Annotated in this window: 24 protein-coding genes; 15 read left to right on the top strand and 9 right to left on the bottom strand. The window is 71.2% G+C overall.

Annotated features, from left to right (window positions below; translation table 11 throughout):
- The first annotated feature begins 75 nt into the window (after positions 1-75).
- The 6 genes from ACFYW8_RS28410 (at position 76) to ACFYW8_RS28385 (ending at position 6391) form a co-directional block, all read left to right on the top strand.
- Complete coding sequence (locus ACFYW8_RS28410; protein WP_389082357.1) at positions 76-741, top strand: hypothetical protein; 666 nt, start codon at positions 76-78, stop codon at positions 739-741.
- A complete protein-coding gene (locus ACFYW8_RS28405) occupies positions 728-1516 on the top strand; it encodes a class F sortase (RefSeq protein WP_389082354.1) in 789 nt (262 codons plus the stop codon). The genes ACFYW8_RS28410 and ACFYW8_RS28405 overlap by 14 nt, the downstream gene beginning before the upstream one ends.
- Before the next feature lie 236 nt (positions 1517-1752).
- Entirely contained in the window at positions 1753-3111 is a 1359-nt protein-coding gene (locus tag ACFYW8_RS28400; protein WP_389082350.1) for an ABC transporter ATP-binding protein, read from the top strand.
- A gap of 98 nt (positions 3112-3209) precedes the next feature.
- The gene (locus ACFYW8_RS28395; RefSeq protein ID WP_389082346.1) at positions 3210-4598 is read left to right on the top strand and encodes an aldehyde dehydrogenase family protein; all 1389 of its coding nucleotides are present in this window, start codon (positions 3210-3212) and stop codon (positions 4596-4598) included.
- 10 nt (positions 4599-4608) lie between these two features.
- Positions 4609-5691 (top strand): Zn-dependent alcohol dehydrogenase, encoded by a 1083-nt coding sequence (locus ACFYW8_RS28390; protein ID WP_389082342.1) that lies wholly within the window; start codon positions 4609-4611, stop codon positions 5689-5691.
- 112 nt (positions 5692-5803) lie between these two features.
- The gene (locus tag ACFYW8_RS28385; RefSeq protein ID WP_389082337.1) at positions 5804-6391 is read left to right on the top strand and encodes a hypothetical protein; all 588 of its coding nucleotides are present in this window, start codon (positions 5804-5806) and stop codon (positions 6389-6391) included.
- A gap of 302 nt (positions 6392-6693) precedes the next feature.
- Here ACFYW8_RS28385 and ACFYW8_RS28380 read toward each other — a convergent pair whose 3' ends face one another.
- Positions 6694-7335 (bottom strand): TetR/AcrR family transcriptional regulator, encoded by a 642-nt coding sequence (locus tag ACFYW8_RS28380; RefSeq protein WP_365876755.1) that lies wholly within the window; start codon positions 7333-7335, stop codon positions 6694-6696.
- Between the two features lie 103 nt (positions 7336-7438).
- Between ACFYW8_RS28380 and ACFYW8_RS28375 the strand changes: the two genes are divergently transcribed.
- From ACFYW8_RS28375 to ACFYW8_RS28365, 3 genes are all read left to right on the top strand, one after another.
- Positions 7439-8590, top strand: coding sequence for an acyl-CoA dehydrogenase family protein (locus tag ACFYW8_RS28375; protein WP_389082329.1), 1152 nt, complete (start codon positions 7439-7441; stop codon positions 8588-8590).
- Positions 8591-8681: 91 nt separating this feature from the next.
- Positions 8682-8936, top strand: coding sequence for a YiaA/YiaB family inner membrane protein (locus ACFYW8_RS28370; protein WP_365876751.1), 255 nt, complete (start codon positions 8682-8684; stop codon positions 8934-8936).
- 96 nt (positions 8937-9032) lie between these two features.
- On the top strand, positions 9033-9659 hold the full coding sequence (locus ACFYW8_RS28365; RefSeq protein ID WP_389082324.1) for a TetR/AcrR family transcriptional regulator: 627 nt from the start codon (positions 9033-9035) through the stop codon (positions 9657-9659).
- Positions 9660-9768: 109 nt separating this feature from the next.
- Here the strand turns inward: ACFYW8_RS28365 and ACFYW8_RS28360 are convergent, their stop codons facing one another.
- Positions 9769-10230 (bottom strand): MaoC family dehydratase, encoded by a 462-nt coding sequence (locus ACFYW8_RS28360; RefSeq protein ID WP_389082321.1) that lies wholly within the window; start codon positions 10228-10230, stop codon positions 9769-9771.
- 106 nt (positions 10231-10336) lie between these two features.
- Between ACFYW8_RS28360 and soxR the strand changes: the two genes are divergently transcribed.
- Both soxR and ACFYW8_RS28350 read left to right on the top strand, forming a co-directional pair.
- Positions 10337-10894 (top strand): redox-sensitive transcriptional activator SoxR, encoded by a 558-nt coding sequence (gene soxR / locus ACFYW8_RS28355; protein ID WP_389082316.1) that lies wholly within the window; start codon positions 10337-10339, stop codon positions 10892-10894.
- Positions 10895-11014: 120 nt separating this feature from the next.
- On the top strand, positions 11015-11683 hold the full coding sequence (locus tag ACFYW8_RS28350) for a Type 1 glutamine amidotransferase-like domain-containing protein (RefSeq protein ID WP_365876743.1): 669 nt from the start codon (positions 11015-11017) through the stop codon (positions 11681-11683).
- Between the two features lie 161 nt (positions 11684-11844).
- Here the strand turns inward: ACFYW8_RS28350 and ACFYW8_RS28345 are convergent, their stop codons facing one another.
- Together ACFYW8_RS28345 and ACFYW8_RS28340 are read right to left on the bottom strand one after the other, a co-directional pair.
- On the bottom strand, positions 11845-12951 hold the full coding sequence (locus ACFYW8_RS28345; protein WP_365876741.1) for an RNA ligase (ATP): 1107 nt from the start codon (positions 12949-12951) through the stop codon (positions 11845-11847).
- A 334-nt stretch (positions 12952-13285) separates the two neighbouring features.
- Complete coding sequence (locus tag ACFYW8_RS28340) at positions 13286-13888, bottom strand: hypothetical protein (protein WP_365876739.1); 603 nt, start codon at positions 13886-13888, stop codon at positions 13286-13288.
- 298 nt (positions 13889-14186) lie between these two features.
- On the opposite strand from ACFYW8_RS28340, the gene ACFYW8_RS28335 reads away from it, so the two are divergent.
- Positions 14187-16979: a penicillin acylase family protein gene (locus tag ACFYW8_RS28335; RefSeq protein ID WP_365876737.1), complete on the top strand. Its 2793-nt coding sequence runs from the start codon at positions 14187-14189 to the stop codon at positions 16977-16979.
- 95 nt (positions 16980-17074) lie between these two features.
- Here ACFYW8_RS28335 and ACFYW8_RS28330 read toward each other — a convergent pair whose 3' ends face one another.
- Together ACFYW8_RS28330 and ACFYW8_RS28325 are read right to left on the bottom strand one after the other, a co-directional pair.
- Positions 17075-18397: a serine-threonine protein kinase gene (locus ACFYW8_RS28330; RefSeq protein WP_389082302.1), complete on the bottom strand. Its 1323-nt coding sequence runs from the start codon at positions 18395-18397 to the stop codon at positions 17075-17077.
- Between the two features lie 126 nt (positions 18398-18523).
- Positions 18524-19771 carry an exo-beta-N-acetylmuramidase NamZ domain-containing protein gene (locus ACFYW8_RS28325; RefSeq protein ID WP_389082298.1) on the bottom strand — a complete coding sequence of 416 codons (1248 nt, stop codon included), beginning with the start codon at positions 19769-19771 and terminating at the stop codon, positions 18524-18526.
- Positions 19772-19975: 204 nt separating this feature from the next.
- On the opposite strand from ACFYW8_RS28325, the gene ACFYW8_RS28320 reads away from it, so the two are divergent.
- The 3 genes from ACFYW8_RS28320 (at position 19976) to ACFYW8_RS28310 (ending at position 23074) form a co-directional block, all read left to right on the top strand.
- Positions 19976-20740 carry an SDR family oxidoreductase gene (locus ACFYW8_RS28320; protein ID WP_365876731.1) on the top strand — a complete coding sequence of 255 codons (765 nt, stop codon included), beginning with the start codon at positions 19976-19978 and terminating at the stop codon, positions 20738-20740.
- Positions 20737-22398 carry an AMP-binding protein gene (locus ACFYW8_RS28315; protein ID WP_365876729.1) on the top strand — a complete coding sequence of 554 codons (1662 nt, stop codon included), beginning with the start codon at positions 20737-20739 and terminating at the stop codon, positions 22396-22398. Before ACFYW8_RS28320 ends, ACFYW8_RS28315 begins: the two co-directional genes overlap by 4 nt.
- 82 nt (positions 22399-22480) lie before the next feature.
- The gene (locus ACFYW8_RS28310; RefSeq protein WP_365876727.1) at positions 22481-23074 is read left to right on the top strand and encodes a TetR/AcrR family transcriptional regulator; all 594 of its coding nucleotides are present in this window, start codon (positions 22481-22483) and stop codon (positions 23072-23074) included.
- A 74-nt stretch (positions 23075-23148) separates the two neighbouring features.
- Here the strand turns inward: ACFYW8_RS28310 and ACFYW8_RS28305 are convergent, their stop codons facing one another.
- The 3 genes from ACFYW8_RS28305 to ACFYW8_RS28295 all read right to left on the bottom strand — a co-directional run bounded on the left by ACFYW8_RS28305 (position 23149) and on the right by ACFYW8_RS28295 (position 25842).
- Complete coding sequence (locus ACFYW8_RS28305; RefSeq protein WP_389082287.1) at positions 23149-24363, bottom strand: acyl-CoA dehydrogenase family protein; 1215 nt, start codon at positions 24361-24363, stop codon at positions 23149-23151.
- A 6-nt stretch (positions 24364-24369) separates the two neighbouring features.
- Positions 24370-25392: a phosphotransferase family protein gene (locus ACFYW8_RS28300; RefSeq protein WP_365876723.1), complete on the bottom strand. Its 1023-nt coding sequence runs from the start codon at positions 25390-25392 to the stop codon at positions 24370-24372.
- A 153-nt stretch (positions 25393-25545) separates the two neighbouring features.
- Positions 25546-25842, bottom strand: a complete 297-nt coding sequence (locus ACFYW8_RS28295; protein ID WP_389082280.1) for a hypothetical protein — start codon at positions 25840-25842, stop codon at positions 25546-25548.
- Between the last annotated feature and the right edge of the window lie 88 nt (positions 25843-25930).

The raw sequence follows: 25930 nt of genomic DNA, 5'->3' as shown, positions 1-25930 counted from the left end.
TTTCGTGGGCATATGTGAGAAGTAGTCAGATGAAGTGAGATTTGTATGACAATCACCTGACTCGGAGGAACTCGCATGTCCACCTCGTCCCTCTCGCACCGCTCCGTGCCACGTCGCGGTGCCGGCGCCCTCGCGGCCCTCGCCGTCGCGGGCACCGTCCTCCTCGGCGCTCCGGCCGCCGTCGCCGCCCCCGGTGACAACGGCGACGTCAAGATCCACGACGCGAACACCGCGGTCGACAACCAGCGGGACGATCCGAAGGTCTGCCGCTTCTACCTCGACGGCTTCAACTTCGACCCGGGGCAGCGGATCACCTGGTTCATCGTGACCCAGCCCCAGGTCGCCGGGGGCGCCAACCTCAGCGGCAGCCTGGACCTGCCGACCGGTCAGGGCCGGACGCCCCTGCCCAACCTGACGCTGCCCGACGGCCAGTACAAGCTGACCTGGCGGTTCGCGGGCGAGAACGGCGCGGGCAAGAGCAAGGTCTTCAAGGTCGACTGCCCCTCCGGCGGTCCGAGCCCGAGCGCCTCGCCGTCCGTGACGCCCACCGGCCCGGGCGGCGGCTCCGGCGGACCCCAGGGCGGCCCGGGCGGTCCCAACGGAGGACCCCCGGCGGGCGGCGGCGGTCTCGCCCATCCGCAGAACTTCTCGCCGGTGGCCGGTGCGGCGGCCGCGGGTCTCGTCGTGGCCGGGGGAGTCGTGTTCCTGCGGCTGCGCCGACGCCCCGATGGCGCCGCGTAGGCGACGGAGGCCCTGGTACCGGACGCGCGCCTACCGCCTGACGCGGACCCTGGTGGTCACCGTCGCGCTGGTGGTGGGCGGCGTCTGGTGGGCGGGGGACGGCGAGCCCGCCGGCACGGTGGCGTCCGGCGCCGTGCGCGACGACGGCGCCGCCGCCCCCGCTCCCGCCCCCGCTCCGGCGGGGGCGGGAGCGACCGGCCGCGGGCCGGACGCCCATCCCGCCGGCGACGCGCGCGGCCCGCGGCGGCACCCCGCCCCGGCCGCCCGCCCGGCCCGGCCCGGGGCCCCGACCGCACCGCTGCCGCGCTCCCGGGCCGCCTCCCTGCGCATTCCCTCCCTCGGCCTCGACGCGCCGGTCGTCGGCCTCCGGCTGGACGGCGGGCGGCGGCTCACCGCGCCGCCCGTGGACGATCCGAAACTCGTCGGCTGGTACACGGACGGCCCCACTCCGGGCGAACGCGGCACGGCCCTCGTCGTCGGCCATCGCGACACCCGGACGGGGCCCGCCGTCTTCGCCCCGCTCGAACGGATCCGGCCCGGCGCACGCGTCGAAGCCCGGCGCGTGGACGGGCGGACCGCCGTCTACACGGTCGACGCCGTCCGTACGTACTCGAAGGCGCACTTCCCCGACCAGGAGGTGTACGGCGACCGTGGGCGCCCCGAACTGCGCCTGATCACCTGTGGCGGTGCCTACGACCGGAAGGCCGGATACGCCGCGAACGTCATCGCCTTCGCCCATCTCACGGCGGTCAGGGAGCGGGCCGGCACCTCCTGACGGGAGCCGTCGGGCGCCGAGCCGGGGCGGCGGCGCTCGCCCGCGTCCGGCCCGGCGCGACCGGTATCCGATCGTCCGTTTCCGCCCGTACCGAACCGGCCCGTCCGAAACCGCCATGTCTCTTCCCCCGGGCATGTGCGGTCCGTTAGCTTCCGTGACTCAAGGTCCCGTACGACCCGTGCGGGACGACCGGCCGCGGAGCACCAGCGCCTTGCACGCCCCCGGGGGCACCTGTCATGACACGCGCCATCTCCCTGCACCACGTCAGCAAGTCGTACACCCGTGGGGCCCGGGTGGTGGAACGCCTGTCGCTGGACATCCGGCCCGGCGAATTCCTCGTTCTGCTCGGCCCCTCCGGCTGCGGCAAGTCGACCGTGCTGAGGATGATCGCGGGGCTGGAGGAGGTCACCGAGGGCGAGGTGCGGCTCGACGGGGAGTACGCCAACGATCTGCCGCCGTCCGAGCGGAACATGGCGATGGTGTTCCAGAACTTCGCCCTCTACCCGAGCATGACCGGCCGCGACAACATCGGCTTCCCGCTGCGCATCGAGACACCCGGCGAGGACCCCCGGGCGCGCGTGGACGCCACCGCCCGCATGCTCGGCATCCAGGACCTGCTCGACCGCTTCCCCAACCAGCTCTCCGGCGGCGAGCGGCAGCGCGTCGCGATGGGGCGGGCCATAGCGCGCCACCCCTCCGCCTTCCTGATGGACGAGCCGCTGTCCAACCTCGACGCCAAGCTCCGCAACCACCTGCGGGCCGAGATCTCCCGGCTCACCAGGGAACTGGGCGCGACGACGGTCTACGTCACTCACGACCAGGCCGAGGCCATGTCACTCGGCGACCGGGTCGCCGTACTGCGCGGCGGAGTCCTCCAGCAACTGGGCACGCCCCGCACGGTCTACGGGCTGCCCGCGAACGTCTTCGTCGCCGCCTTCATCGGCACCCCGCGGATCAACCTGCTGCGCGGGCTCGTCCGGGCCCCGCTCGACGGCGCCATGACGATCAGCCTCGGCAAGCAGTACCTGCGTCTCCCCGAACCCCTCTGTCTGGACCACCAGTTGCTCCGGGTGCAGCAGGGCCGCGAGGTGATCGTCGGGCTGCGCTCCGAGGCCGTACGGCTCGCCAGACCGTCCGACGCCCGGCCGGGCGAGGTCGCGATCAGCGGTCTGGTCGAGCATGTGGAGTTCCAGGGGCACGAGGTCCTCGTCCACTTCAATACGGGCTCGCGGCCCGCCTACGTACCGGAGCTGGAGTCGCCGCGCCCGGCCCGCGGGACGCGCCGGCGGCGTCGTGACGGCACCGTCCTGGACAGGCTGCTGGGGCGCGCCGGGGCACTGCGGGAGGGGACGCCGCAGGCCGGACCCGTCGTCGTCCTCGACCACCCCTCGGACGCCGAGGCCGACCTCCCCGGGCAGGCACCGCCCGACGGCCGGCTGCCCGGCGATCTCGTCGTACGCACCACGCCCGACATCGAACTCCGCCACGGCATGCAGATCCCGCTCCTCGTGGACATCGCCCACCTGTTCGTCTTCGACCGGAGCGGCGAACGGATCTGTCCGGCGCCGGAGCGGCTGCCGGACCTGGAGGAGTGAATCCCGGTCCTCCCGGCTGGCGGGTCCCCCTGGCGCCGCAAAACTATCATCGCTAGTTTAGGGCGCGGACGACGCCGCCCCGGCCCCGGAGGAAAACGATGAAGGCACATGACGGCATGTACATCGACGGGGCCTGGCGCCCCGCCACCGGACGGGACGCCATCGAGGTCGTGAACCCGGTCGACGAGCGGGTGATCGGCCACGTCCCGGCGGGCACCGCCGAGGATGTCGACGCCGCCGTACGGGCCGCCCGCGCCGCGTTCCCCGGCTGGGCCGCGACCGCGCCCGCCGAACGGGCCGCCCGCCTGGCCGCCCTGAGGGACGTCCTGGCCGCCCGCAAGGACGAGATCGCCGAGACCGTCACCGCCGAGCTCGGATCGCCGCTCGCGTTCTCCCAGGCGGTCCACGCGGGCGTCCCGGTGCTGGTCGCCGGTTCCTACGCCGAGCTGGCCGCGACGTACGCCTTCGAGGAGAAGGTCGGCAACTCGACCGTCTACCAGGAGCCCGTCGGCGTCGTCGGCGCGATCACCCCCTGGAACTACCCGCTCCACCAGATCGTCGCCAAGGTCGCCCCCGCGCTCGCCGCGGGCTGCACGGTCGTCCTGAAGCCCGCCGAGGACACCCCGCTCACCGCCCAGCTCTTCGCCGAGGCCGTGGCCGAGGCGGGCGTCCCGGCCGGTGTCTTCAACCTGGTCACCGGCCTCGGACCGGTCGCGGGCCAGGCCCTCGCCGAGCACCCGGACGTCGACCTCGTCTCCTTCACCGGCTCCACGGCGGTCGGCCGGCGGATCGGCGCGACCGCGGGTGCCGCCGTCAAGCGCGTCGCCCTCGAACTCGGCGGCAAGTCCGCCAACGTCATCCTGCCGAGCGCGGACCTGGCCAAGGCCGTGAACGTCGGCGTCGCCAACGTGATGTCCAACTCCGGCCAGACGTGCAGCGCCTGGACCCGCATGCTGGTCCCCGCCGACCGCTACGACGAGGCGGTCGAGCTGGCCGCGACAGCCGCCGCGAAGTACGGCGACCGCATCGGCCCCGTCGTCAACGCCAAGCAGCGGGACCGGGTGCGCGGTTACATCGAGAAAGGCGTCGCCGAGGGCGCGCGGATCGTCGCGGGCGGCCCCGAATCACCGCGCGAGCAGGGCTACTTCATCAGCCCCACCGTCTTCGCCGACGTCACGCCGCAGATGACGATCGCGCAGGAGGAGATCTTCGGCCCGGTCCTTTCGATCCTGCGCTACGAGGACGAGGAGGACGCCCTGCGGATCGCCAACGGCACCGTGTACGGGCTCGCGGGCGCGGTGTGGGCCGGCGAGGAGTCCGAGGCGGTCGCCTTCGCGCGGCGGCTCGACACCGGACAGGTCGACATCAACGGGGGACGCTTCAATCCCCTTGCTCCCTTCGGGGGTTACAAGCAGTCGGGCGTGGGGCGCGAACTCGGTGCCCACGGCATGTCCGAGTACCTCCAGACCAAGTCCCTCCAGTTCTAGGAGCGTTCACGTGGTTCGCGCCGCTGTCCTGCCCGCCGTGGGTGCCCCGCTGGAGATCGCCGAGATCGAACTCCCCGACCCCGGACCGGGCCAGGTCCGGGTGAGACTGGCCGCCGCCGGGGTCTGCCACTCCGACCTGTCCCTGTCCAACGGCACCATGCGGGTGCCGGTGCCCGCCGTGCTCGGCCACGAGGGCGCCGGTACCGTCGTCGCGGTCGGCGAGGGTGTCACCCAGGTCGCGCCCGGCTCCCGGGTCGTCCTCAACTGGGCTCCCTCCTGCGGGAGTTGTCACGCCTGTTCGTTGGGCGAGGTGTGGCTGTGCGCCGACGCGCTGACCGGCGCGGGGAACGTGTACGCCCGCCGCGCCTCCGACGGCAGCGATCTGTATCCCGGCCTGAACGTCGCCGCGTTCGCCGAGGAGACGATGGTGCCGGTGTCCTGCCTGCTGCCCGCCCCGGACGGCATCCCGCTCACCGAGGCCGCCCTGCTCGGCTGCGCGGTCCTCACCGGATACGGCGCGGTCCACAACTCCGCGAAGGTCCGGCCCGGCGAGACCGTCGCCGTGTTCGGGGCCGGCGGGGTCGGGCTCGCCGCCCTGCAGGCCGCCCGGATCGCGGGCGCCTCGAAGATCGTCGCGATCGACGTCTCGCCCGAGAAGGAGTCGCTCGCCCGCGAGGCCGGTGCCACCGACTACGTCGTCGCCTCCGACACCACCGCCCGCGAGATCCGCGCCCTGACCGGCAAACAGGGCGTCGACGTCGCCGTCGAGTGCGTCGGCCGCGCCGTCACCATCCGTACGGCCTGGGAGTCGACCCGGCGCGGCGGCCGCACCACGGTCGTCGGCATCGGCGGCAAGGACCAGCAGGTCACCTTCAACGCCCTGGAGATCTTCCACTGGGGCAGGACCCTCGCGGGCTGTGTGTACGGCAACTCCGACCCGGCCCGCGATCTCCCGGTGCTCGCGGAGCACGTCCGCGCGGGCCGCCTCGACCTCGGCGGCCTGGTCACCGACCGCATCGCCCTGGACGGCATCCCGGCGGCCTTCGACAACATGATCGCGGGCAAGGGGGGCCGGGCGCTGGTGGTGTTCTAGCGGCTCCGCTCCCGTCGCCGGCGGACAGCGGACCTCTTCCGGTTTCCCGATGCCGTCACACGCCGCGGAGAAATTCCGTGACGGTTCGCGCGGGTCGTGCCAGTGTGAGGGCGTGTCAGAGATCGGGACGACAGAGGTGTGCGCGGCCGGACGCCGCGGTGGAGGCGGAAGTCCCTACGCGTATCGGGTGCGCGGGCTCGGCCGCAGCGCGGTGGTTCTGTGGATCGGTGGCGCGGGTGACGAACCCGACCAGGTGCTGGCGCTGCCGGACGCCGGCCACCGACGCGTGCCGGTGTTCGTGACGGTTCGGCAGGCACGGGTGTATGTGAGCCGGCACGGTCGGAAACTGGCTGTTTCCGAGGCCGGCGTGCTGGAACTCACCCGTGTCCAGCACTGGCTGGCGGATCCGGTGCGCCGGCACGTCTCCCCGGGCGCGGTGCTGGACGCGTGGAACTTCTTCGAGGACCTGGCCCGAGGACTCGGCGAGGTCCACCGGCTGCCCCGGCAGGGAGCGCTGCACAACAGCGCCTACGAGAAGCTGTTCGGAGACGAGAGTGACGCGTGGACTCCCGGCGAGCGGCACGCGGTACTGGAGCTGCTCACGGCCGGGGTGGAGCTGTGGAACTCCTGCCCGGTGACCGTGAAGCCCAGATCGAGCCCCGTCCCGGACAGTGGACGGGGCTCCCCCCGGGGCTGGTGATCCATGCGCCGGCCGACTCGCCCAGGTGCGGTCACGCGGTCCTGGGCGGTCACGCGGTCCTGAGCGGTCACGCGGTCCTGGCCGGGTAGTCGTTGCCACGACCGGCCCGCGCCTCGTCCGCCGGCAGCCCGGCCAGTGCTGCCGCGAGCCCCGGTCCTACGGGATCCTCGGGCCTTGTCGTGCCGCCCAGCGTGCGCCACGGACACTTCGGCGCTCACCGAAGGATCGCGAGCGGCCGCGCCGGTCCGCTCCGGCTGCCCGGACCAGCCCCGTTCCGTCCAGGCTTCCGGGGCCGACCGCGTTCAGGCCTCCCGCACCAGCCCCGCGTACTGCACCGCGAGGCCGTCCAGCAGTGCGACGAGCCCCGTGTCGAAGGCCCGCTCGTCGATCTTCTCCTGCTGTTCGGCGAGGAGGTGCGCCTGCCCCAGGTGCGGATAGTCGGCGGGGTCGTACGCGCTCTCGTCGTCCACGAAGCCCCCGGCGAACGACCCCAGCGCGGACCCCATGATGAAGTACCGCATCAGCGCCCCGATCGAGGTGGCCTGGGAGGGCGGCCAGCCCGCGTCGACCATGGCTCCGAAGACGGCGTCGGCGAGCCGCAGTCCGGCCGGCCTGCGGCCCGGCCCGCGCGCGAGGACCGGGACGATGTTCGGGTGGTCGCGCAGGGCGGCGCGGTAGGAGACGGCCCATTCGCGCAGTGCGGTCCGCCAGTCCCGGCCGCCCTCGAACATCGACAGGTCGACCTGTGCGCTCACCGAGTCCGCGACCGCCTCCAGGATCTGGTCCTTGGTACGGAAGTGGTTGTAGAGGGAGGGCCCGCTGACCCCGAGTTCCGCGGCGAGCCTGCGAGTCGAGACGGCCGCGAGGCCCTCGGCGTCCACCAGGGCCCGTGCCGTTTCGACGATGCGGTCGGTGCTGAGGAGGGGCTTGCGCGGTCGGGCCATGGCGCACATAGTAGGGCTGCACCGGTAAACTAGCAGTGCTAATTTAAAGGTACGGCTTTCGATGTACGGCTTTCGCTGTCAGCTATCTGTGGGGTGACCCGGCATGAACCTTGGGCTCAGTGATGAGCAGACCGCCGTCCGGCAGCTCGCCCAGGACTTCGTGCACCGCGAGATCGCCCCGCACGTCGTCGAATGGGACCGCGCGGAGGACGTCGACCGGTCCATCGTGAAGAAGCTCGGCGAGGTCGGCTTCCTCGGCCTGACCATCGACGAGGTGTACGGCGGCAGCGGCGGCGACCACCTCGCGTACTGCCTGGTCACCGAGGAACTGGGACGCGGCGACTCCTCCGTGCGCGGGATCGTCTCCGTCTCGCTCGGGCTCGTCGCCAAGACGATCGCGCACTGGGGGAGCGAGGAGCAGAAGCGGCGGTGGCTGCCGGGGCTGACCTCCGGCGAGTACGTCGGCTGCTTCGGGCTCACCGAGCCGGGCACCGGTTCCGACGCGGGCCAGTTGTCGACCAGGGCCGTGCGCGACGGCGACGACTACGTCATCAACGGTTCCAAGATGTTCATCACGAACGGCACCTGGGCCGATGTCGTGCTGCTCTTCGCCCGCTCCACCGACGCCCCGGGCCACAAGGGCGTCTCCGCCTTCCTGGTGCCGACGGACACTCCCGGTCTGACCCGCCGCACCATCCACGGCAAGCTCGGGCTGCGTGGCCAGGCCACCGCCGAACTGAGCTTCGAGGACGTGCGCGTGCCGGCCGACGCCATGCTGGCGCCCGAGGGCAAGGGCTTCGCGGTGGCCATGTCGGCGCTGGCCAAGGGACGGATGTCGGTGGCCGCGGGCTGTGTCGGCATCGCCCAGGCCGCGCTGGACGCGGCGGTGACGTACGCGACCGAGCGGGAGCAGTTCGGCAGGACGATCGCGCACCACCAGCTCGTCCAGGAACTGCTCAGCGACATCGCCGTCGACGTGGACGCGGCGCGCCTGCTGACCTGGCGGGTCGCCGACCTCATAGACCGCGGGCTGCCGTTCGCCACCGAGTCCTCGAAGGCCAAGCTCTTCGCCTCCGAGGCCGCCGTGCGCGCCGCGAACAACGCCCTCCAGGTCTTCGGCGGTTACGGCTACATCGACGAGTACCCGGTCGGCAAACTGCTGCGCGACGCCCGCGTGATGACCCTCTACGAAGGCACCAGCCAGATCCAGAAGCTGGTCATCGGGCGCGCCCTGACGGGTGTCTCGGCGTTCTGACCGACTCCGGCGTCCTGACCCTGAGTATGCGTACGAGTACCTGAGTACGACGGCGGATGTGGCGTCGGCCACATCCGCCCATCCTTGTCCCATGAGTGAGACACCTGTCAAACAGCAGAACACGGCCGCCTTCTACGGCCAGGCCGTGGCGTCCTTCTCCGTGGCGATGGCCGCCACCGCGATCGGCATCTTCAAGCTCCAGGCCGACGCATGGGTCCGGGCGTTCCTCGCCATTGCCGTTCTCTATCTGGTGACGTCCTCGTTCACGCTGGCCAAGGTGATCCGCGACCGGCAGGACGGCGTCCGCCCCGGTGGCCGTGTGTACGACCCCTTCGAGAAGCTCTGATCCTCGCGCGGCCATGACCTGGCCGAAGGTGCTAAGCGCTCGCTCAGGTTCGGGGGTATGGTGTTCACCCTGTCAGTCGAGAAGGGGCGAACAGCGATGAGTGCGGCGCAGGAGACGCCCGGCGGCGAGATGCAGCCCTGGGCCGAGGTGACCCCGGACGCGGCGCGGCGACTGCTCGTCGCCGCGGTGGAGGCCTTCGCCGAGCGCGGGTACCACGCGACGACGACCCGGGACATCGCGGGCCGCGCGGGCATGAGCCCGGCCGCGCTGTACATCCACTACAAGACCAAGGAAGAGCTGCTCCACCGGATCAGCCGGATCGGCCACGACAAGGCGCTGGACATCGTGCGCACCGCGGCCGCCGGCGAGGGTACGGCCGCCGGGCGGCTCTCCGACGCCGTACGGTCCTTCGTACGGTGGCACGCGGGCCAGCACACCACGGCCCGCGTCGTTCAGTACGAACTCGACGCCCTCGGGCCCGAAGCGCGCGCCGAGATCATCGCGCTGCGCCGCCAGGTGAACGCGGAGGTCCGCGGCATCATCCAGGACGGCGTCGCGACGGGCGACTTCGACGTCCCGGACGTCCCCGGCACCACCGTCGCCGTGCTGTCCCTGTGTATCGACGTGGCCCGCTGGTTCAACGTCGACGGCCCCCGCACGCCGGACGAGGTCGGCGCGCTCTACGCCGACCTCGTCCGGCGGATGGTGGGCTACAAGGAGTAGGTCCCGGTCCGGTCCGGGGCCTACTCCGGTCCGGTCCGCACGCAGGCGGACGGCACCGGTCCCTCCCGGAGCCGGAGCCTGTGGCGTCGGGACCGGGACCGGGATCTGGTCAGAGGTAGTAGCGCGAGACCGACTCCGCGACGCAGACCGGCTTGTCGCCGCCCTCGCGCTCCACGGTGAAGGCCACGGAGACCTGGACACCGCCCGGCACGTCGTCCACCGCGGTGATCGTCGCGGTGGCGCGCAGCCGCGAGCCGACCGGCACGGGGGCGGGGAAACGGACCTTGTTCGTCCCGTAGTTGACGCCCATCTTCACGCCCTCGACGCTGATCAGCTGCGGGCCGAAGAGCGGCAGCAGCGACAGGGTCAGATAGCCGTGCGCGATCGTGGTGCCGAACGGGCCCGTCGCGGCCTTCTCGGGATCGACGTGGATCCACTGGTGATCGCCGGTCGCCTCCGCGAAGAGGTCGATCCGCTTCTGCTCGATCTCGACCCAGTCCGTGTATCCCAGCTGTTCGCCCACGGCGCCCCGCAGTTCGTCGACCGTCGCGAACGTCCTCGGCTCTGCCATGTCCCTGGCCTCCCGCATCTCATAGTCTAAGCGACTGCTTAGCATGGTCGGCCGGAAGGCGCATGTCAACGGACCGTACGTGTGACGCGGTGGGTAGGTTGGAGGAGTGCCCCAGATCCCTGAGACGATCCACGAGCTGACCGTCGGACAGCTGTCGGCCCGCAGCGGCGCGGCCGTCTCCGCTCTGCACTTCTACGAGTCCAAGGGCCTGATCAGCAGTCGCCGTACCTCGGGCAACCAGCGCCGCTATCACCGCGACGCGCTGCGCCGGGTCGCGTTCGTCCGGGCCGCCCAGCGCGTCGGCATCCCGCTGGCCACCATCCGGGAGGCGCTGGCCGAACTCCCCGAGGAGCGCACTCCGACGCGGGAGGACTGGGCCCGGCTGTCCCAGGCCTGGCGCTCCGAACTCGACGAGCGGATCAAGCAGCTCGGTCGGCTGCGCGACCACCTCACGGACTGCATCGGCTGCGGCTGTCTCTCCCTGGAGACCTGTGTGCTCTCCAACCCCGACGACGTCCTCGGCGAACGCCGGGCCGGCTCCCGGCTCATGGTGGAGCCGGCCGGCGCGGAGCCGACGCCGAAGGCGGGGGAACGGCAGCGCGGCCGGGCGGGGATGTGCGACCCCGGGCCGCGTCAGGAACCGGCGGTGGGGGACTGCCGCTGACGCGCCCCCGACCGCCCGCTCTTTCGCCTTCAGTGCCTGTTCCCGATGCGGCCGTGCCATGACGGCAGGGGTGGATCCCGGGTCGTTGCGCGCGCCCGTCAGCTGTGCTTGGCTCGCCCGGTGAACCTTCTGCTGACGGCGAGTGGCCTGCGCAACGAGACACTGCGGAATGCGCTGCGGGACATGCTGGGAAAGCCGTTCGGATCGGCGAACATCGTGTACGTGCCCACGGCGTCAGTCGCCGAGCCCGGGGACCACGGGTGGTTCGTCGAGGACATGAACCGGGTGCACGGCCTCGGCTGGCGGGAGTTCGACGTCCTGGAGCTGAACGGCCTGCCCCGGCGGATGGTGCTCGACCGGTTGCTCCACGCCGACGTCATCCATGTCGAGGGCGGCAGCCACTACCACCTCGCGCGCAGCATCACCGGCAACGACCTGGCCGACGGCTTCCTGGAGGCGCTGGAGAGCCGGGTCTATGTGGGGGTCAGCGCCGGATCGATGATCTTCAGCCGTCATCTCACCGGACACTCCGCCGACGTCATCGGGGACACCACGGACCTCCACGTGCTCGGCGCGACGACCGTGGAGCCGCCGTTCGGCCTCTTCGACTGGTATCTCAAGCCCCACCTGTACTCGCCGGATTTCCCCGAGCGGGACGACGCCTGGGCCGATCGCATCGCTGCGCGGGCGGACTTCCCGATCTACTTCATCGACGACGAGACGGCCGTTCGCGTCAGGGACGGCAAGGTGGATGTCCTTTCTGAAGGCCGGTGGCGGTTCCATCCGTGACTCGACGCGTGGTGGGGAGCCCCGGACAGGGCAGTGCGACGCCCAGAGGCGCCGCACTGCCGAGCTGCCGGGGTGAGCACCCGCGTCGGGCGGCTCGCGCGCGGTAGTACGGGCTGACCTCGCGCCGTTCGGCAGGCCGGGTCGTGCGGGGAAACGGGCCCTTACTCGTACTCCGTGCCGCCCTTGCGGGTCAGGTAGGCCGGGCTGACCGCCTTCGCTATGGCGCGTCCGCCCGTCACCGGGCTGTACCGCTCGGCGGCCACGTAGGTCCCCTCCGGACCGGCGGGAGCGGGAGCTCCGGGGCGGATCACGACGCCCTCGCGCAGGTGCAGCTCGCGGCCGGACACCGTCTCCCGGCCCGAGGCGATCTCCAGGACGCGCTCGATGTCGTACGGCCCCTCGTACAGCCTTGGCACCAGCGGCAGTTCACCCGTCAGCAGCCCCTGCGCGTCCAGCCAGCGGATCTCGCCGTCGATCTCCGCGGACACGTCGAACACGGCGTAGCCGATCGTCTCGCGGCGGCCGTCGGCGCCGTACGACAGGTCCTGCACACCCGCCCCGTACACCTCGCCGAAGATGCCGACACGGCGCGCGCCGAGGCGTCCGGCGATCCGGGCGGCGGCCTCCGCGACCCCGTGCCCGCGCACCGCGCGCCAGTACAGATTGCGCGGATCCTCCTTCAGGGCCATGTACTTGGCGCCGAAGCCCTTCGAGGAGACGTGGACGCGGTCCTCGTCGGCGAGGTAGGTCAGCAGACAGGCCGAACCGTGCAGCTTCTCCGTCAGGACGACGGGCTCGCCCGGGGTGAAGATGTCCGGGTACCGCTGGATGTTCTCGATGTCGACCCAGGGCAGCAGATCGGGCGCCGACTCCACCTCGCCGTTCATGGTGGGCGGAACCGGCGGGACCCATTTCACGATGCCGAGCAGCTCGGCGAAGTCCGTGCCCTCCTCGGCGGCCCGCGCCAGGTCCACGTCCGCCAGCGCCTTCGGGCGGCACACGATGCCCTGCGACAGTTCGCCGCGCAGCCGCACCGCCCTGACCCGGTCCGACGCGCTGCCCGCGAGCCGCCCGGTCAGTCCCAGCTCCTCGATCAGCCCGGCCGGAAGCACGGACTGCTCCGGGATGTAGACGGCCCACTCGCCGGTGCGGTACGCGCCCTTGGCGACCACCGCCCGGTACAGGCCCACCTGGGCCAGTTCGAGCGCGTCGGCGTTCGGGTGTTCGTGGACGGTCAGCACTTCGGCGGTGACGCGCAGCGTCGACACAGGGGACTCCTCGGGTGGCTCAGCCGTGTTACATCGCCCCCAAGTGTCCGGGGCGGAAACCCCTGGAACCACCGAATTCATGGCTGCTACGCGCGTCCGCGCGTCGGGTCGTCGGCCAGGGCGGCATCGGCACGACGGCGCCGTCGTGCCGACACGGGCGCTCTGTACGGAAGGGCCGGCACCCTGTCCCCGATGGTGCCGGACACCCTGACAGCTCGGCGCCGGGAACCGCGCGCCCGGCCACGGACCTTCCGCGGCCGACGGCTCACCCGCGGTTCCTCCGCCGGTGCCGTTCAGTCCGGCGGCGTCCCGGCCGCCCGGCCCGGCGGGGCGCTCACGCGGACACGAGCAGCCGGCCGCGCCTGGCGCCGGCCAGCGCCTCCGGGGTCAGGACGGGCCGCGGCACCACGATTCCGCAGCTCGTGCAGACGGGACCCGACGACGGTTCGTGGGCCAGGTCGTACATCCAGACAAGGCGCTCACCGGCACAGGCCGGACAGACGGCGCCCGGTTCGCGCTCCAGTGCGGCGATCAGCCGGCGCAGCACCTCGGCGAGTGGTTCATGGGGGTGGACACGGGGGTTGTCGCACCAGGCGACACCGAACCCGCCCCAGGTCAGCCGGTGCCAGTCGTCGACACTGCCCGGCCTGCGCAGCCCGTCGTGCTTCTCCTTCTTGCGGCGCTGCGCGAACTCGACCTCGTAGGCGAGCCAGACGGAGCGGGCCTCCTCCAGTTCGTCCAGTGCGGCCACGAGCCGCGCCGGATCGGGGGAACGGTCCTCGGGACCGAACCCGGCCCGGGAACACAGATGGTCCCAGGTCGCCCGATGCCCGTAAGGGGCGAACCTCTCCAGGCACTTGCGCAGTGAGTACCGCCGCAGTGCCAGATCACTCCTCGGATCTCGCACCTGTCTCGCCAGACTCCGGAAACCGGCCATCGCCCTGCACCTCCGTCACACCTGCACCTGTACTCCGGTCACTTCGGCGCCGTCTCGTACGGACGTCGTCGAGTAGACGTATCGACAAGCGATTCGGCTCCATCGAATTTTTCGACGACCCCCACAAGCCCAACCGCCGAGTGCCCTGGACCTACCTCCCGTTGCTGCCGGCCGGCTGTCCGCCGGTCGTCCGACACGCCCTCGCTCGCCATGAATCCCAAAAACTGACGCATGTTCATCTTCAAACTCGGGGATACCGGCGGTAACGTCCGGCCCACCCCCGTCGGTAGGAGCTGACATGCCACCGAGCACCCCACGCACCACCTTGGACAGACTGAGAACTCCCCGCAGATTCCCCAAGTTCCTCAAGGCGGCATCCCTATGCGTGCTCATTGCCGGTCTTTTATCGCCGCTTTCCCAGGCGGCCGCCGCCGACACCTCGACCGCGGCCGCCGCGAACGACTACTGCGGCGGCCAGTGCTCGGACATCCTGCCGCCCGGTGAGAACGGCAACGCGACGCTCGCCCAGATCCTGCTCAACCAGGCCTTCGGTACCCAGCCCAGTCATGCCGAGGACCAGCTCGGCCCCTACGGCAACCTGGCCTCCGGCTCCTCCACGCTCACCGACGCCAAGATCAACGACTTCTTCAACGACGCCTCCTTCGGCGTCGCCTCCAACCAGGTCGAGTCGACCACCAAGCCCGGCGGACGCACCGACGTGACGATCGTCCGCGACAAGAAGACGGGCGTCCCGCACATCACCGGCACCACCCGCTACGGCACCGAGTACGGCGCCGGGTTCGCCGCCGCCCAGGACCGGCTGTGGCTGATGGACGTCTTCCGTCACGTCGGACGCGGCCAGCTCACCTCCTTCGCCGGCGGCGCAGCCTCCAACCAGGGCCTGGAACAGGAGTTCTGGCGCAACGCGCCCTACACCGAGGCCGATCTGCAGGCCCAGATAGACAGCGCCACCAGCAAGGCCGGAGCCCGTGGCACCCAGGCACTCGCGGACGCGAACGCCTACATCGACGGCATCAACGCCTACATCGACGCCTCCGACAGCGGCCGCTACTTCCCCGGTGAGTACGTCCTGACCGGCCACAAGGACTCCGTCACCAACGCCGGCACCATCGACCACTTCAAGCTCACCGACCTGGTCGCGCTGGCCTCCGTCATCGGCTCCCTGTTCGGTTCCGGAGGCGGCGGCGAGGTCAACAACGCCCTGTCGCTGCTCGCCGCGCAGTCCCAGTACGGAGTGACCGAGGGCACCAAGGTCTGGGAGTCCTTCCGCGAGCGAAACGACCCGGAAGCCGCGCTCACGGTGCACAACGGCGAGAGCTTCCCGTACGCCGCGAGGCCGGACACCCCGCAGGGCGAGGCGCTGCCCGACGCCGGCTCGGTGACCCAGGAGCAACTGGTCTACGACCGCACCGGCAGCGCGGCCACCGCGAGCGCCACCAGTGCCTCGGCCACGGCGGCCAGGACCTCGCTCACCTCCGCCAAGCGCGGAATGTCCAACGCCCTCGTGGTCAGCGGCAAGTACACCGCCGGCGGGCATCCGATCGCCGTCTTCGGCCCGCAGACCGGCTATTTCGCGCCACAGCTGCTCATGCTCCAGGAGATCCAGGGCCCGGGGCTCAGCGCCCGCGGCGCCTCCTTCGCGGGCCTGAGCATGTACGTCGAACTCGGCCGCGGCCAGGACTACTCCTGGAGCGCGACGACCTCCGGCCAGGACATCATCGACACCTACGCCGTCGAGCTGTGCCAGGACGACTACCACTACCTGTTCCACGGCACCTGCACGGCGATGGACAAGGTCGAGCGGACCAACTCCTGGAAGCCGACCACCGCCGACGGCACCGCGGCCGGCTCGTACCGGATGCAGGTCTACCGGACCGAGTACGGGCCCGTGGAGTACCGCGCGACCGTGGGCGGCAAGAAGGTCGCGTACACCACCCTGCGCTCCTCCTTCATGCACGAGGCCGACTCGATCATCGGCTTCCAGATGCTCAACGACCCGGACTACGTGAACAGTCCGGCGACCTTCCAGAGCGCGGCGCAGCACATCAACTACACCTTCAACTGGTTCTACGCCGACTCGGCGCACACCGCGTACTACAACAGCGGTGACAACCCGGTGCGGGCGAGCGGGGTCGACGCGGAGTTCCCCGTGTGGGCGCAGGCCGCGTACGAGTGGCAGAACTGGGACCCGGCCACGAACACCGCCTCCTACACCCCGGCGTCCGCGCACCCCAACTCGGTGGACCAGGACTACTACATCTCCTGGAACAACAAGCAGGCCAAGGACTACACGACGGCCTCCTGGGGCGACGGCTCGGTGCACCGCGGCGACCTGCTGGAGGATCGGGTCTCCAAGCTGGTCGCCGCGGGCGGAGTGACCAGATCCGCGTTGGTGAAGGCCATGGCCGACGCGTCACTGGCCGATCTGCGGGCCGAGGACGTGCTCCCGAACCTGCTCAAGGTCGTCAACAGCTCCCCGGTCACCGACTCCACGGCCGCCGCGGCGGTGAGCAAGCTGTCCGCGTGGGTGACGGCGGGCGCGAAGCGCAAGGAGACCTCCGCGGGTTCGCACACCTACGCCGACGCCGACGCGATCCGCATCCTGGACGCCTGGTGGCCGCTGCTGGTGAAGGCGGAGTTCCAGCCGGGGCTCGGCAGCGACCTGTACTCCGCGTTCGGGAACAACCTCCCCGTCGACGAGGCGCCGTCCGCCGGGCACGGACCGACCGGCTCGCACGCCGGAAGCTCCTTCCAGTACGGCTGGTGGAGCTATGTCGACAAGGACATCCGGTCGGTGCTCGGAGAGTCCGTGCAGGGCGGCCTTTCGCAGAAGTACTGCGGCGCCGGCAGCCTCACCGCCTGCAGGGACGCCCTGATCAGCTCGCTGAAGGAGGCGGCGGGCAAGACCGCGTCGGCCGTCTACCCCGGCGACGACCAGTGCTCGGCGGGCGACCAGTGGTGCGCCGACTCGATCGTCCAGCGGACGCTCGGCGGCATCAAGCACGGCAAGATCACCTGGCAGAACCGGCCGACCTTCCAGCAGGTCGTCGAGTACACCTCGCACCGATGAGCACGGAACGGCGCCGACAGGACAGCTTCTAGGCACGATCGGCACCGGAGTGGCGGCGGGTCGGCGGACGCGGCCCGCCGCCAACACCGGTCGGGTCAGCGGACGCGACCCGCCGCCAGCACCACCTGGGCCAGTTCGCGATGACAGATGTCGCTGTGCGCGCCCGCCGGGGCGCCGCCCCGGCACACCACCGAGGCGGCGTCGACGTTCACGCACCCCGAGACCGGCAGCCGGGTGCGCAGGGCCTCGGCGAGCGTGAACGATCTGGTCCCCGGTACCGCCTGCACCCCGTCATGGCCCATCGCGCCCCACTGCGCGCCCAGAACGCTCCCGATGCCGAAGTCCGCCATGGCGGACCGTTCGTCTCCCGCCATCCGCGAGGCCAGCGGGTAGATCGTGCCGAGCGCCGCGTCGAAGCGGGAGTAACAGCACACCAACGGGCCGTCGATCCGGTTGTACTGCCCGTCCAGCACACCGCTCGACCGCGCGTCGTGCGGCAGCCGAGCCGCGAACGCGTAGTGCGAGAAGGCGCCTTGGAGCAGCGTCACCGACTTCACCGTGTGCACTCCGGGAGGCAGCCCGCGCAGCGCGAAGGAGACCAGCCGGCCGCCGAAGCTGTGCCCGACCAGATGCACGCGCACGTCCGGTGCCGCCGCCGCGAGCCGGCCTATCGCCCGCCCGAGCCCGCGCTCGCCGACCGTGCCCGCGCGCCGCTTCATCGCGTAGTACGTGGCCTGGCGCAGCAGTTCGAGGGCGCCGTCCCACAGCCGGGGCAACGCGAACTCGGTGGCACCGGGGGCCTCGGCCCCGGCGAGCGCCTGCGCGAACTCGTTACAGACCGTCGCGGTGTCCCCGAAGAGCATCTCGGGATCGCTCTGCGGTACGCCCTCCGCCAGGGTGTCCGCCGCGAAGGAGGTCTGCGGCCCCTGCGGCCGGACCTCGACGAGCAATCGTACGAGACGGCCGAACTCCTCCAGCGAGGCTCCCTCGTCGGACTGTTGGTCGAGCAATCGGGCGATCTGCTCGACCACGGTGGCGCGGCCGGGGAACACCTCCAGAAGGGCGTGCCGGGTGTTCTTGCCGAGCGGGGAAGCGGTGTCCGGGGTGAGCTCGGCTGCCACCGACGGGGGGAAGCCGGGGATCGGTTCGTCCGAGAAACGCATCGAGGGCCAGATCACCCCCACGTACCCGAGGCGCGCTGTCGGCGCGAGCTCCGGGACGGGTTCGAAGAACTGGCTGAAGAGGCGGGTGGCCGCCGAACGGTCGTTGTTCCAGCCGTGCGTGAAGACGATCAGGTCACGGACCTTGCGCCGCGGCACCTCCTGGATCAACCGGTCCTGTTCACGGCCGTCCGCGTCCCCGTCCGCGTCGAACGTCAGCTCCCAGTACGGAGAAACACTCACTGCCGGTTCCGTCATGTCAGGCCCCCTGACCCCGCGGGCGGTGCGATATGGGCGCATCGTCCACCCGGCGGGGAAAGTTGGCCATACATCACGGCCTATCCATCGCGTATCCGTCACTCGTCCGTGGAAGAGGACCCCGGATCACTTGTAGATGAGGTAGTGCCTCCGGACCGTGCGGAACGCCTCCAGCTCGTCCTGCCAGGCCGCGACGATCTCGCCGGTGCCCGCGCCCGCGTCGATCATCGTGCGCACCAGCGTCGAGCCCGTCAGCTTGTCGATCCAGTTGTCGGAGCGCCAGGCGAACCCGCTCCATGCCTTCTTCGCGGTCACCAGCAGGGCGACCGCGGTGCGGACGGGGTCGTACGCGGCCCGGTCGTGCACATGGATCTGTACGCCCCCGATGGTCTTGCCCTGGAACTTGGAGAACGTGGGAGCGAAGTACGCCTCTCTGAAGTGGGCGCCGGGCAGCCCCAGTTCACCGGCCGCCGCGGCCCAGCGCCCGTCGACACCCTCCGCGCCGAGCAGTTCGAACGGCCGCGTCGTGCCCCGCCCCTCCGACAGGTTCGTGCCCTCGAAGAGGCAGGTCCCCGAGTACACCAGCGCGGTGTCCGCCGTCGGCATGTTCGGGCTCGGCGGCACCCAGGGCAGCCCCGAGGTGTCGTAGAACTCCCCGCGCCGCCAGCCCGACATCAGCACGGTGTCCAGCTCCACGGGCGCCGCCAGGAACTCCCCGTTGAACAACCGGGCCAGCTCCGCCACCGTCATCCCGTGCGCCTGCGCGATCGGCTGGCGCCCGACGAACGTGGCGAACTCCTTGTGCAGGACCGGCCCTTGGGCCGAGCGGCCGGTGACCGGGTTCGGCCGGTCGAGCACCACGAACCGCTTGCCGGCGAGCTGCGCGGCCTCCATGCAGTCGTACAGCGTCCAGATGTACGTGTAGAAGCGCGCTCCCACGTCCTGGATGTCGAAGACGACGGTGTCCACGCCGGAGGCGGTGAAGATGTCGGCGAGGGCCTGACCGCTCTTCAAGTAGGTGTCGTAGACGGGCAGTCCGGTCGCCGGGTCGTCGTAGCGGCCCTCGGAGCCGCCCGCCTGCGCGGTGCCCCGGAAGCCGTGCTCGGGGCCGAAGACGGCGGCCAGGTGCACGTCGTCGTCGGCGTGCATGACGTCCACGATGTGCCGCACGTCGCGGGTGACGCCCGTGGGGTTGGTGACCACGCCGACGCGCCCGCCGCCGAGTTGGGAGTATCCGCCCCCGGCGAGACGCTCGAAGCCGGTGCGGAGCCGGGGGCCGGGGTTCCCGGCCCTCTCCGCCGCCCCCGCGGGCAGAGGCGTCAGGGCCGCCGCGGCGGTGCCGGCCGCGAGCAGTGACCGTCGGGACATGCGCATGGTGGGACCTCCGTGACCGCGGAAGGTTGGCACAGGCACGCTAAGGGCTCCCGGGGGAAGTTCGTAGGGCCCCGGATCCCATCGGCCTGTCGTGGCTCGTCACGCGGCCGCCCGCGACGCGGAGGGAGCCCTTCCCTTGTTACATACCGACTGGTTAGTCTGGCGTCGCAGCAGAGCCGTGTCACGTCGCGTCGAAGGAGACCCGTGGTGGAAGCCATGCAGGGTGCGGGAGTCGTCGTCACCGGAGCGGGGGGCGGCATCGGGGCCGCGCTGGCCCGCCGTTTCGCCGCCGAGGGAGCACGCGTCGTGGTCAACGACCTCGACGCGGACAAGGTGAAGGCGGTGGCCGACGAGATCGGCGGCATCGCGGTCGTGGGCGACGCCTCCCTGATCGTGGCCGAGGCCCGCGAGGCCCTCGGCGGCACGGTCGACGTCTACTGCGCGAACGCCGGAGTGGCCTCGGGCGGCTCGGAAGCGGCGGGCGAGAACATATGGGCCCTGGCCTGGGACGTCAACGTGATGGCGCACGTGCGCGCCGCCGAGGCCCTGCTGCCGGACTGGCTGGAGCGCGGCGACGGCCGATTCGTCTCGACCGTCTCGGCCGCCGGACTGCTCACCATGATCGGCGCCGCGCCGTACAGCGTCACCAAGCACGGCGCGTACGCGTTCGCCGAGTGGCTGTCGCTGACGTACCGTCACCGCGGGCTGAAGGTGCACGCGATCTGTCCGCAGGGCGTGCGCACCGACATGCTCGACGCCACCGGCAGCGCCGGTGACCTGGTGCTCCAGCCGACCGCCATCGAGCCCGAGGCCGTCGCCGACGCGCTCATGAAGGGGATCGAGGAGGACCGCTTCCTGATCCTGCCGCACCCCGAGGTCGCCGGGTACTACCAGGCGCGGGCCGCCGGCCCCGACCGCTGGATGACGAACATGAACCACCTCCAGCAGAAGTGGGAGGCCGCCGAGTGACCCGCTACGCCGACCGGCCCTGGGTGGCGCTCCTGAGCGAGGCGCAGCGCGGCCCGGTGAGCCCCGCCGACACCCTGGTGCACGCCCTCCGGGATGCGGTCGCGCACACCCCGGACCGCACCGCGCTCGCCTACTTCGACGGGCGGCTGAGCTACCGCGACGTCGACGAGCTGAGCGACTCCGTGGCCGGGCACCTCGCCACCGGCGGTGTGCGGCTGGGCGACCGCGTGGCGATCATGCTCCAGAACTCCCCGCACTTCGTGCTCGCCCTGCTCGGCGCCTGGAAGGCCGGCGCGACGGTCGTGCCGGTCAACCCGATGTACAAGTCGGGCGAGGTCCGGCACGTCCTGCACGACGCCGGGGTCAGCGCCCTCGTCTGCTCCGACCGCGCCTGGGACACGTATCTGCGCGAGACCGCCGCCGACTCGCCCGTACGGGTCGTCCTGACGGCCTGTGAACGGGATCTCCAGAGTCGCGACGACCCGCGCGTGCTGGCCTTCGAGCGGCTGCCCCAGGACGCGGCGGCGGACGATCTCCTCGCCGTCGCCCGGCAGGGGCACAAGGCGCCCGGCGACCGCGCCCTCGGCCCGTCCGACATCGCGCTGATCAGCTACACCTCGGGCACCAGCGGCACCCCCAAGGGAGCCACCAACACGCACGGCAACATCATGTACAACGCCGAGCGGCAGCGGACCGGCCTCGCTCTGCCCGAGGCGCCCGTGTACTTCGCGCTGGCGCCGCTGTTCCACATCACCGGGATGGTCTGCCAGCTCGCGGCCTGCGTGAACAGCGCGGGCACACTGGTCCTCGCGTACCGCTTCGAGGCCGGGGTGGTCCTCGACGCCTTCGCCGAGCACCGGCCGCTCTACACGGTGGGTCCCTCGACCGCCTTCATGGCGCTGGCCGCCCACCCGGCGGTCACGCCGGACCACTTCTCCTCCTTCCTGAACATCTCCTCCGGCGGCGCCCCGCTGCCGCCCGCGCTCGTCGAGAAGTTCCGGGCCGGCTTCGGGCCGTACATCCGCAACGGCTACGGGCTCACCGAGTGCACCGCGCCGTGCGCCTCCGTGCCGCCGGGTCTGGAGGCACCGGTGGACCCGGTCTCCGGGACCCTGGCCGTCGGCGTGCCGGGCCCGGAATCGGTCGTACGCATCGTCGACGACCTGGGCGAGGAGGTCCCCTTCGGAGCGCAGGGCGAGATCCTCGTCACCGGTCCGCAGGTCGTGCCCGGCTACTGGCGCCGTCCCGAAGCGACCGCCGAGACGTTCCCGGACGGCGAGCTGCACACCGGCGACATCGGCTTCATGGACGAGAACGGCTGGCTCTACGTGGTCGACCGGAAGAAGGACATGATCAACGCGTCCGGCTTCAAGGTGTGGCCGCGCGAGGTCGAGGACGTCCTGTACACCCACCCGGCGGTCCGCGAGGCGGCCGTCGTGGGGATCCCCGACGGCTACCGCGGGGAGACCGTCATGGCGTACATCAGCCTGCGCCCGGGTGCTTCCGAGGACCCCGCCGCGCTGGCCGCGTACTGCAAGGAGAGACTGGCCGCCTACAAATATCCGCGGCAGGTGGAGATCCTGCCCGAACTGCCGAAGACGGCGAGTGGGAAGATCCTCCGTCGGGAACTGCGTTCCCGGTCCCGGGACTCCCAGTAGCTCCCGGGACGGTCAGTGGTCCCCAGGACCCGTCGCGGACGACGGGTCGTCGATGTGAACGCACGGAAGGCTGGTGGCGGCAGTGCCCAGGACGACGGACGGTGACGGTACGCCCGTCCCGCAGCGGCTCCTTGCCGCCGCCACCCGGCTCTTCGCCGAGCAGGGCTACGACCGCACCTCGGTGCAGGAGATCGTCGAGGCGGCGGGCGTCACCAAAGGGGCGCTCTACCACTATTTCGGCTCCAAGGACGACCTCCTGCACGAGGTCTACGCGCGCGTGCTGCGCCTCCAGCAGGAACGGCTGGACGCGTTCGCGGACGCGGACGCGCCGGTGGAGGAGAGGCTGCGCAGGGCGGCGGCCGACGTGGTCGTCACGACCATCGACAACCTCGACGACGCCTCGATCTTCTTCCGGTCGATGCACCACCTCGGCCCCGAGAAGCTCAAGCAGGTGCGCTCCGAGCGGCGCCGCTACCACGAGCGCTTCCGCGCCCTGATCGAGGAGGGCCAGAAGAAGGGCGTCTTCTCCACGGCCACCCCCGCCGACCTGGTCGTCGACTACCACTTCGGCTCGGTGCACCACCTGTCGACGTGGTACCGCCCCGACGGCCCCCTCGCCCCCCAGCAGGTCGCCGACCACCTGGCGGACCTGCTGCTGCGCGCGCTGCGCCCGTAGCGGCCGGACCCGCAACGCGCCGAGGCCCCACCGAACGGTGGGGCCTCGGCCCTGTCATCGCACATACGCGCTGATCAAACGTACTTCTTGATCTCCTGGCGGGCCAGTGAGCGCTGGTGGACCTCGTCGGGCCCGTCGGCGAGCTTCAGGGTCCGCGCGGCGGCCCACAGTTCGGCCAGCGGGAAGTCCTGGCTGACGCCACCCGCGCCGTGGAGCTGGACGGCCTTGTCGAGGATGTCGACCACCGCGCGCGGAGTGGCGATCTTGATGGCCTGGATCTCCGTGTGGGCGCCCTTGTTGCCGACCGTGTCCATCATCCAGGCGGTCTTCAGGACCAGCAGACGCAGCTGCTCGACGGCGACCCGCGCGTCGGCGATCCAGTTCTGGACGACGCCCTGCTGGGCCAGCGGCTTGCCGAACGCGGTACGGGACACCGCCCGCCTGCACATCAGCTCGATGGCCCGTTCGGCCATGCCGATCAGCCGCATGCAGTGGTGGATCCGGCCCGGACCGAGCCGCGCCTGCGCGATGGCGAAACCGCCGCCCTCCTCGCCGATCAGGTTGCTCGCCGGGACCCGGACGTGGTCGAAGACGACCTCCGCGTGCCCGCCGTGGGAGTGGTCCTCGTAGCCGTACACCTGCATCGCGCGCCGGACGACGAGGCCGGGTGTGTCGCGCGGGACCAGGACCATCGACTGCTGGCGGCGGATGTCGGCGCCGTCCGGGTCCGTCTTGCCCATCACGATGAAGATCTTGCAGTCGGGGTTCATCGCTCCGGAGATGTACCACTTGCGGCCCGTGATGACGTACGTGTCGCCGTCCCGCTCGATGAGCGTGGTGATGTTGGTGGCGTCGGAGGAGGCGACCTCGGGCTCCGTCATCGCGAACGCGGAGCGGATCTCCCCGGCGAGCAGCGGCTCCAGCCACTGCTTCTTCTGGCGCTCGTCGCCGAACTGGGTGAGCACCTCCATGTTGCCGGTGTCGGGGGCCGCGCAGTTCAGCGCGGTGGGCGCCAAGTGTGGGCTGCGGCCGGTGATTTCGGCGAGCGGCGCGTACTGGAGATTGGTCAGCCCGGCGCCGTACTCGGAGTCCGGCAGGAAGAGGTTCCACAGACCCTGCCTGCGGGCCTCGGCCTTCAACTCGCCCACCACGGCGGGCGTGTCCCACGGTGAGGCCAGCAGGGCGCGCTGCTCCTCCGCGACGGCCTCCGCCGGATAGACGTACTCGTCCATGAAGGCGAGCAGCTTCTGGCGCAGCTCCTCGGTGCGCGCGTCGAATCCGAAGTCCATGGCGGATCAGCCTTCCTGAAGGGTGGTCAGGCCGTGCTCGATGAAGACGGGGACCAGTTCGCCGATGCGGTCGAAGCCGCCGCCGACCGTCTGGCCCTTGGTGTAGCGGTAGTGGATGCCCTCCAGGATCACGGCGAGCTTGAACCAGGCGAACGCCGTGTACCAGGAGACCGCGGAGACGTCGCGCCCCGAGCGCGCGGCGTACCGCTCGACGAGCTCGGCCGCCGCCGGGTGCCCGGCGGCCGAAGCGGTCGTGCTGATGGGCGAGTCGGGCAGCTCCAGGGGCGTGCTGTACATGACGAGCAGCCCCAGGTCGGTGAGCGGATCACCGAGCGTGGACATCTCCCAGTCCAGGATCGCCCTGATCCGGTCGTCGGGCCCGATCAGTACGTTGTCGAGCCGGTAGTCGCCGTGGACGACGGTCGGCGCGGGGGAAGTGGGCAGTTCGCGTCCCAGGGCGGCGTGCAGCTCGTCGATGCCGGCCAGCTCGCGGTTCCGGGACGCGTCCAACTGCTTTCCCCAGCGGCGCAGTTGCCGGTCCAGGAAGCCTTCGGGGCGGCCGAAGTCGGCGAGACCCACCTCGGCGGGATCCACCGCGTGCAGTTCGACCAGTGTGTCGACCAGGCCGAGTACCGCGTCACGGGTGCGCTGCGGGCCGAGCGGGGCGAGCTGGTCGGCCGTGCGGAAGGGGGTGCCCTCCACGAACTCCATGACGTAGAACGGGGCGCCGAGCACCGAGTCGTCCTCGCACAGCAGCACGGGGTTCGGGACCGGCACGGCCGTCGGGTGCAGCGCGCTGATCACCCGGTGCTCGCGCTTCATGTCGTGCGCCGTGGCCAGCACATGGCCGAGCGGAGGCCGTCGTACGACCCACCGGGCGGTGCCGTCGGAGACCGCGTAGGTGAGGTTCGACCGTCCGCCCTCGATCAGCCGGCCGGTCAGCGGGCCGCTCACCAGTCCGGGCCGCTCATGGTCGAGCAGGGCGCGCAACCGGTCGAGATCGAGACCTGGCGGGTGGTCCGGGCTCATCATTGCTCCTCAGCACACGGGAACGGGACGTGACCATGATGCCGACCAGTCGGTATGTCGTCCAGCGGCTGCGCGAAACGTGATCGGCGTCTCCCCCGGGGCGCGCGAGCCCGGGGGAGACGCCGTCGGTTCCGGGAGGTGGGTGCCGAGGGATCAGTGGTCGTCCCAGTGACCTTCGTGCTCGGCGTGCCGGTGGCCGTCGTGCAGATAGTCGACGTGGTCGCCGTGCGTCACGGCGGGATGACCGCAGCCCTCGCCGTGCTGATGGGCGTGCCGGTCGTGCGCCGCGTGACCGCTCGGCTCGCACTCGTCCCAGTGGCCTTCGTGCTCACGGTGCAGATGCCCGTCGTGCGCGTAGTCGACGTGGTCGCCGTGCCGCACCTCGGTGTGACCGCAGTCCGGACCGTGGACGTGCTGGTGGGTGGGGTGCTCCTGGTGAAGGGTGGTCATCGTGCTCACCTTCGGCTGTGGCGTGAAGTGGGGTGCCCCGCGTGACGCGTTGCCCGCATGGCGCGTTCCCTGTGCGATGCGGGGTGAG

Source organism: Streptomyces sp. NPDC002742, from assembly GCF_042888885.1.
Classification (GTDB): domain Bacteria; phylum Actinomycetota; class Actinomycetes; order Streptomycetales; family Streptomycetaceae; genus Streptomyces.
Note: the sequence above shows the minus strand (reverse complement) of the source record. Positions and strands in the feature narration are given on the sequence as shown.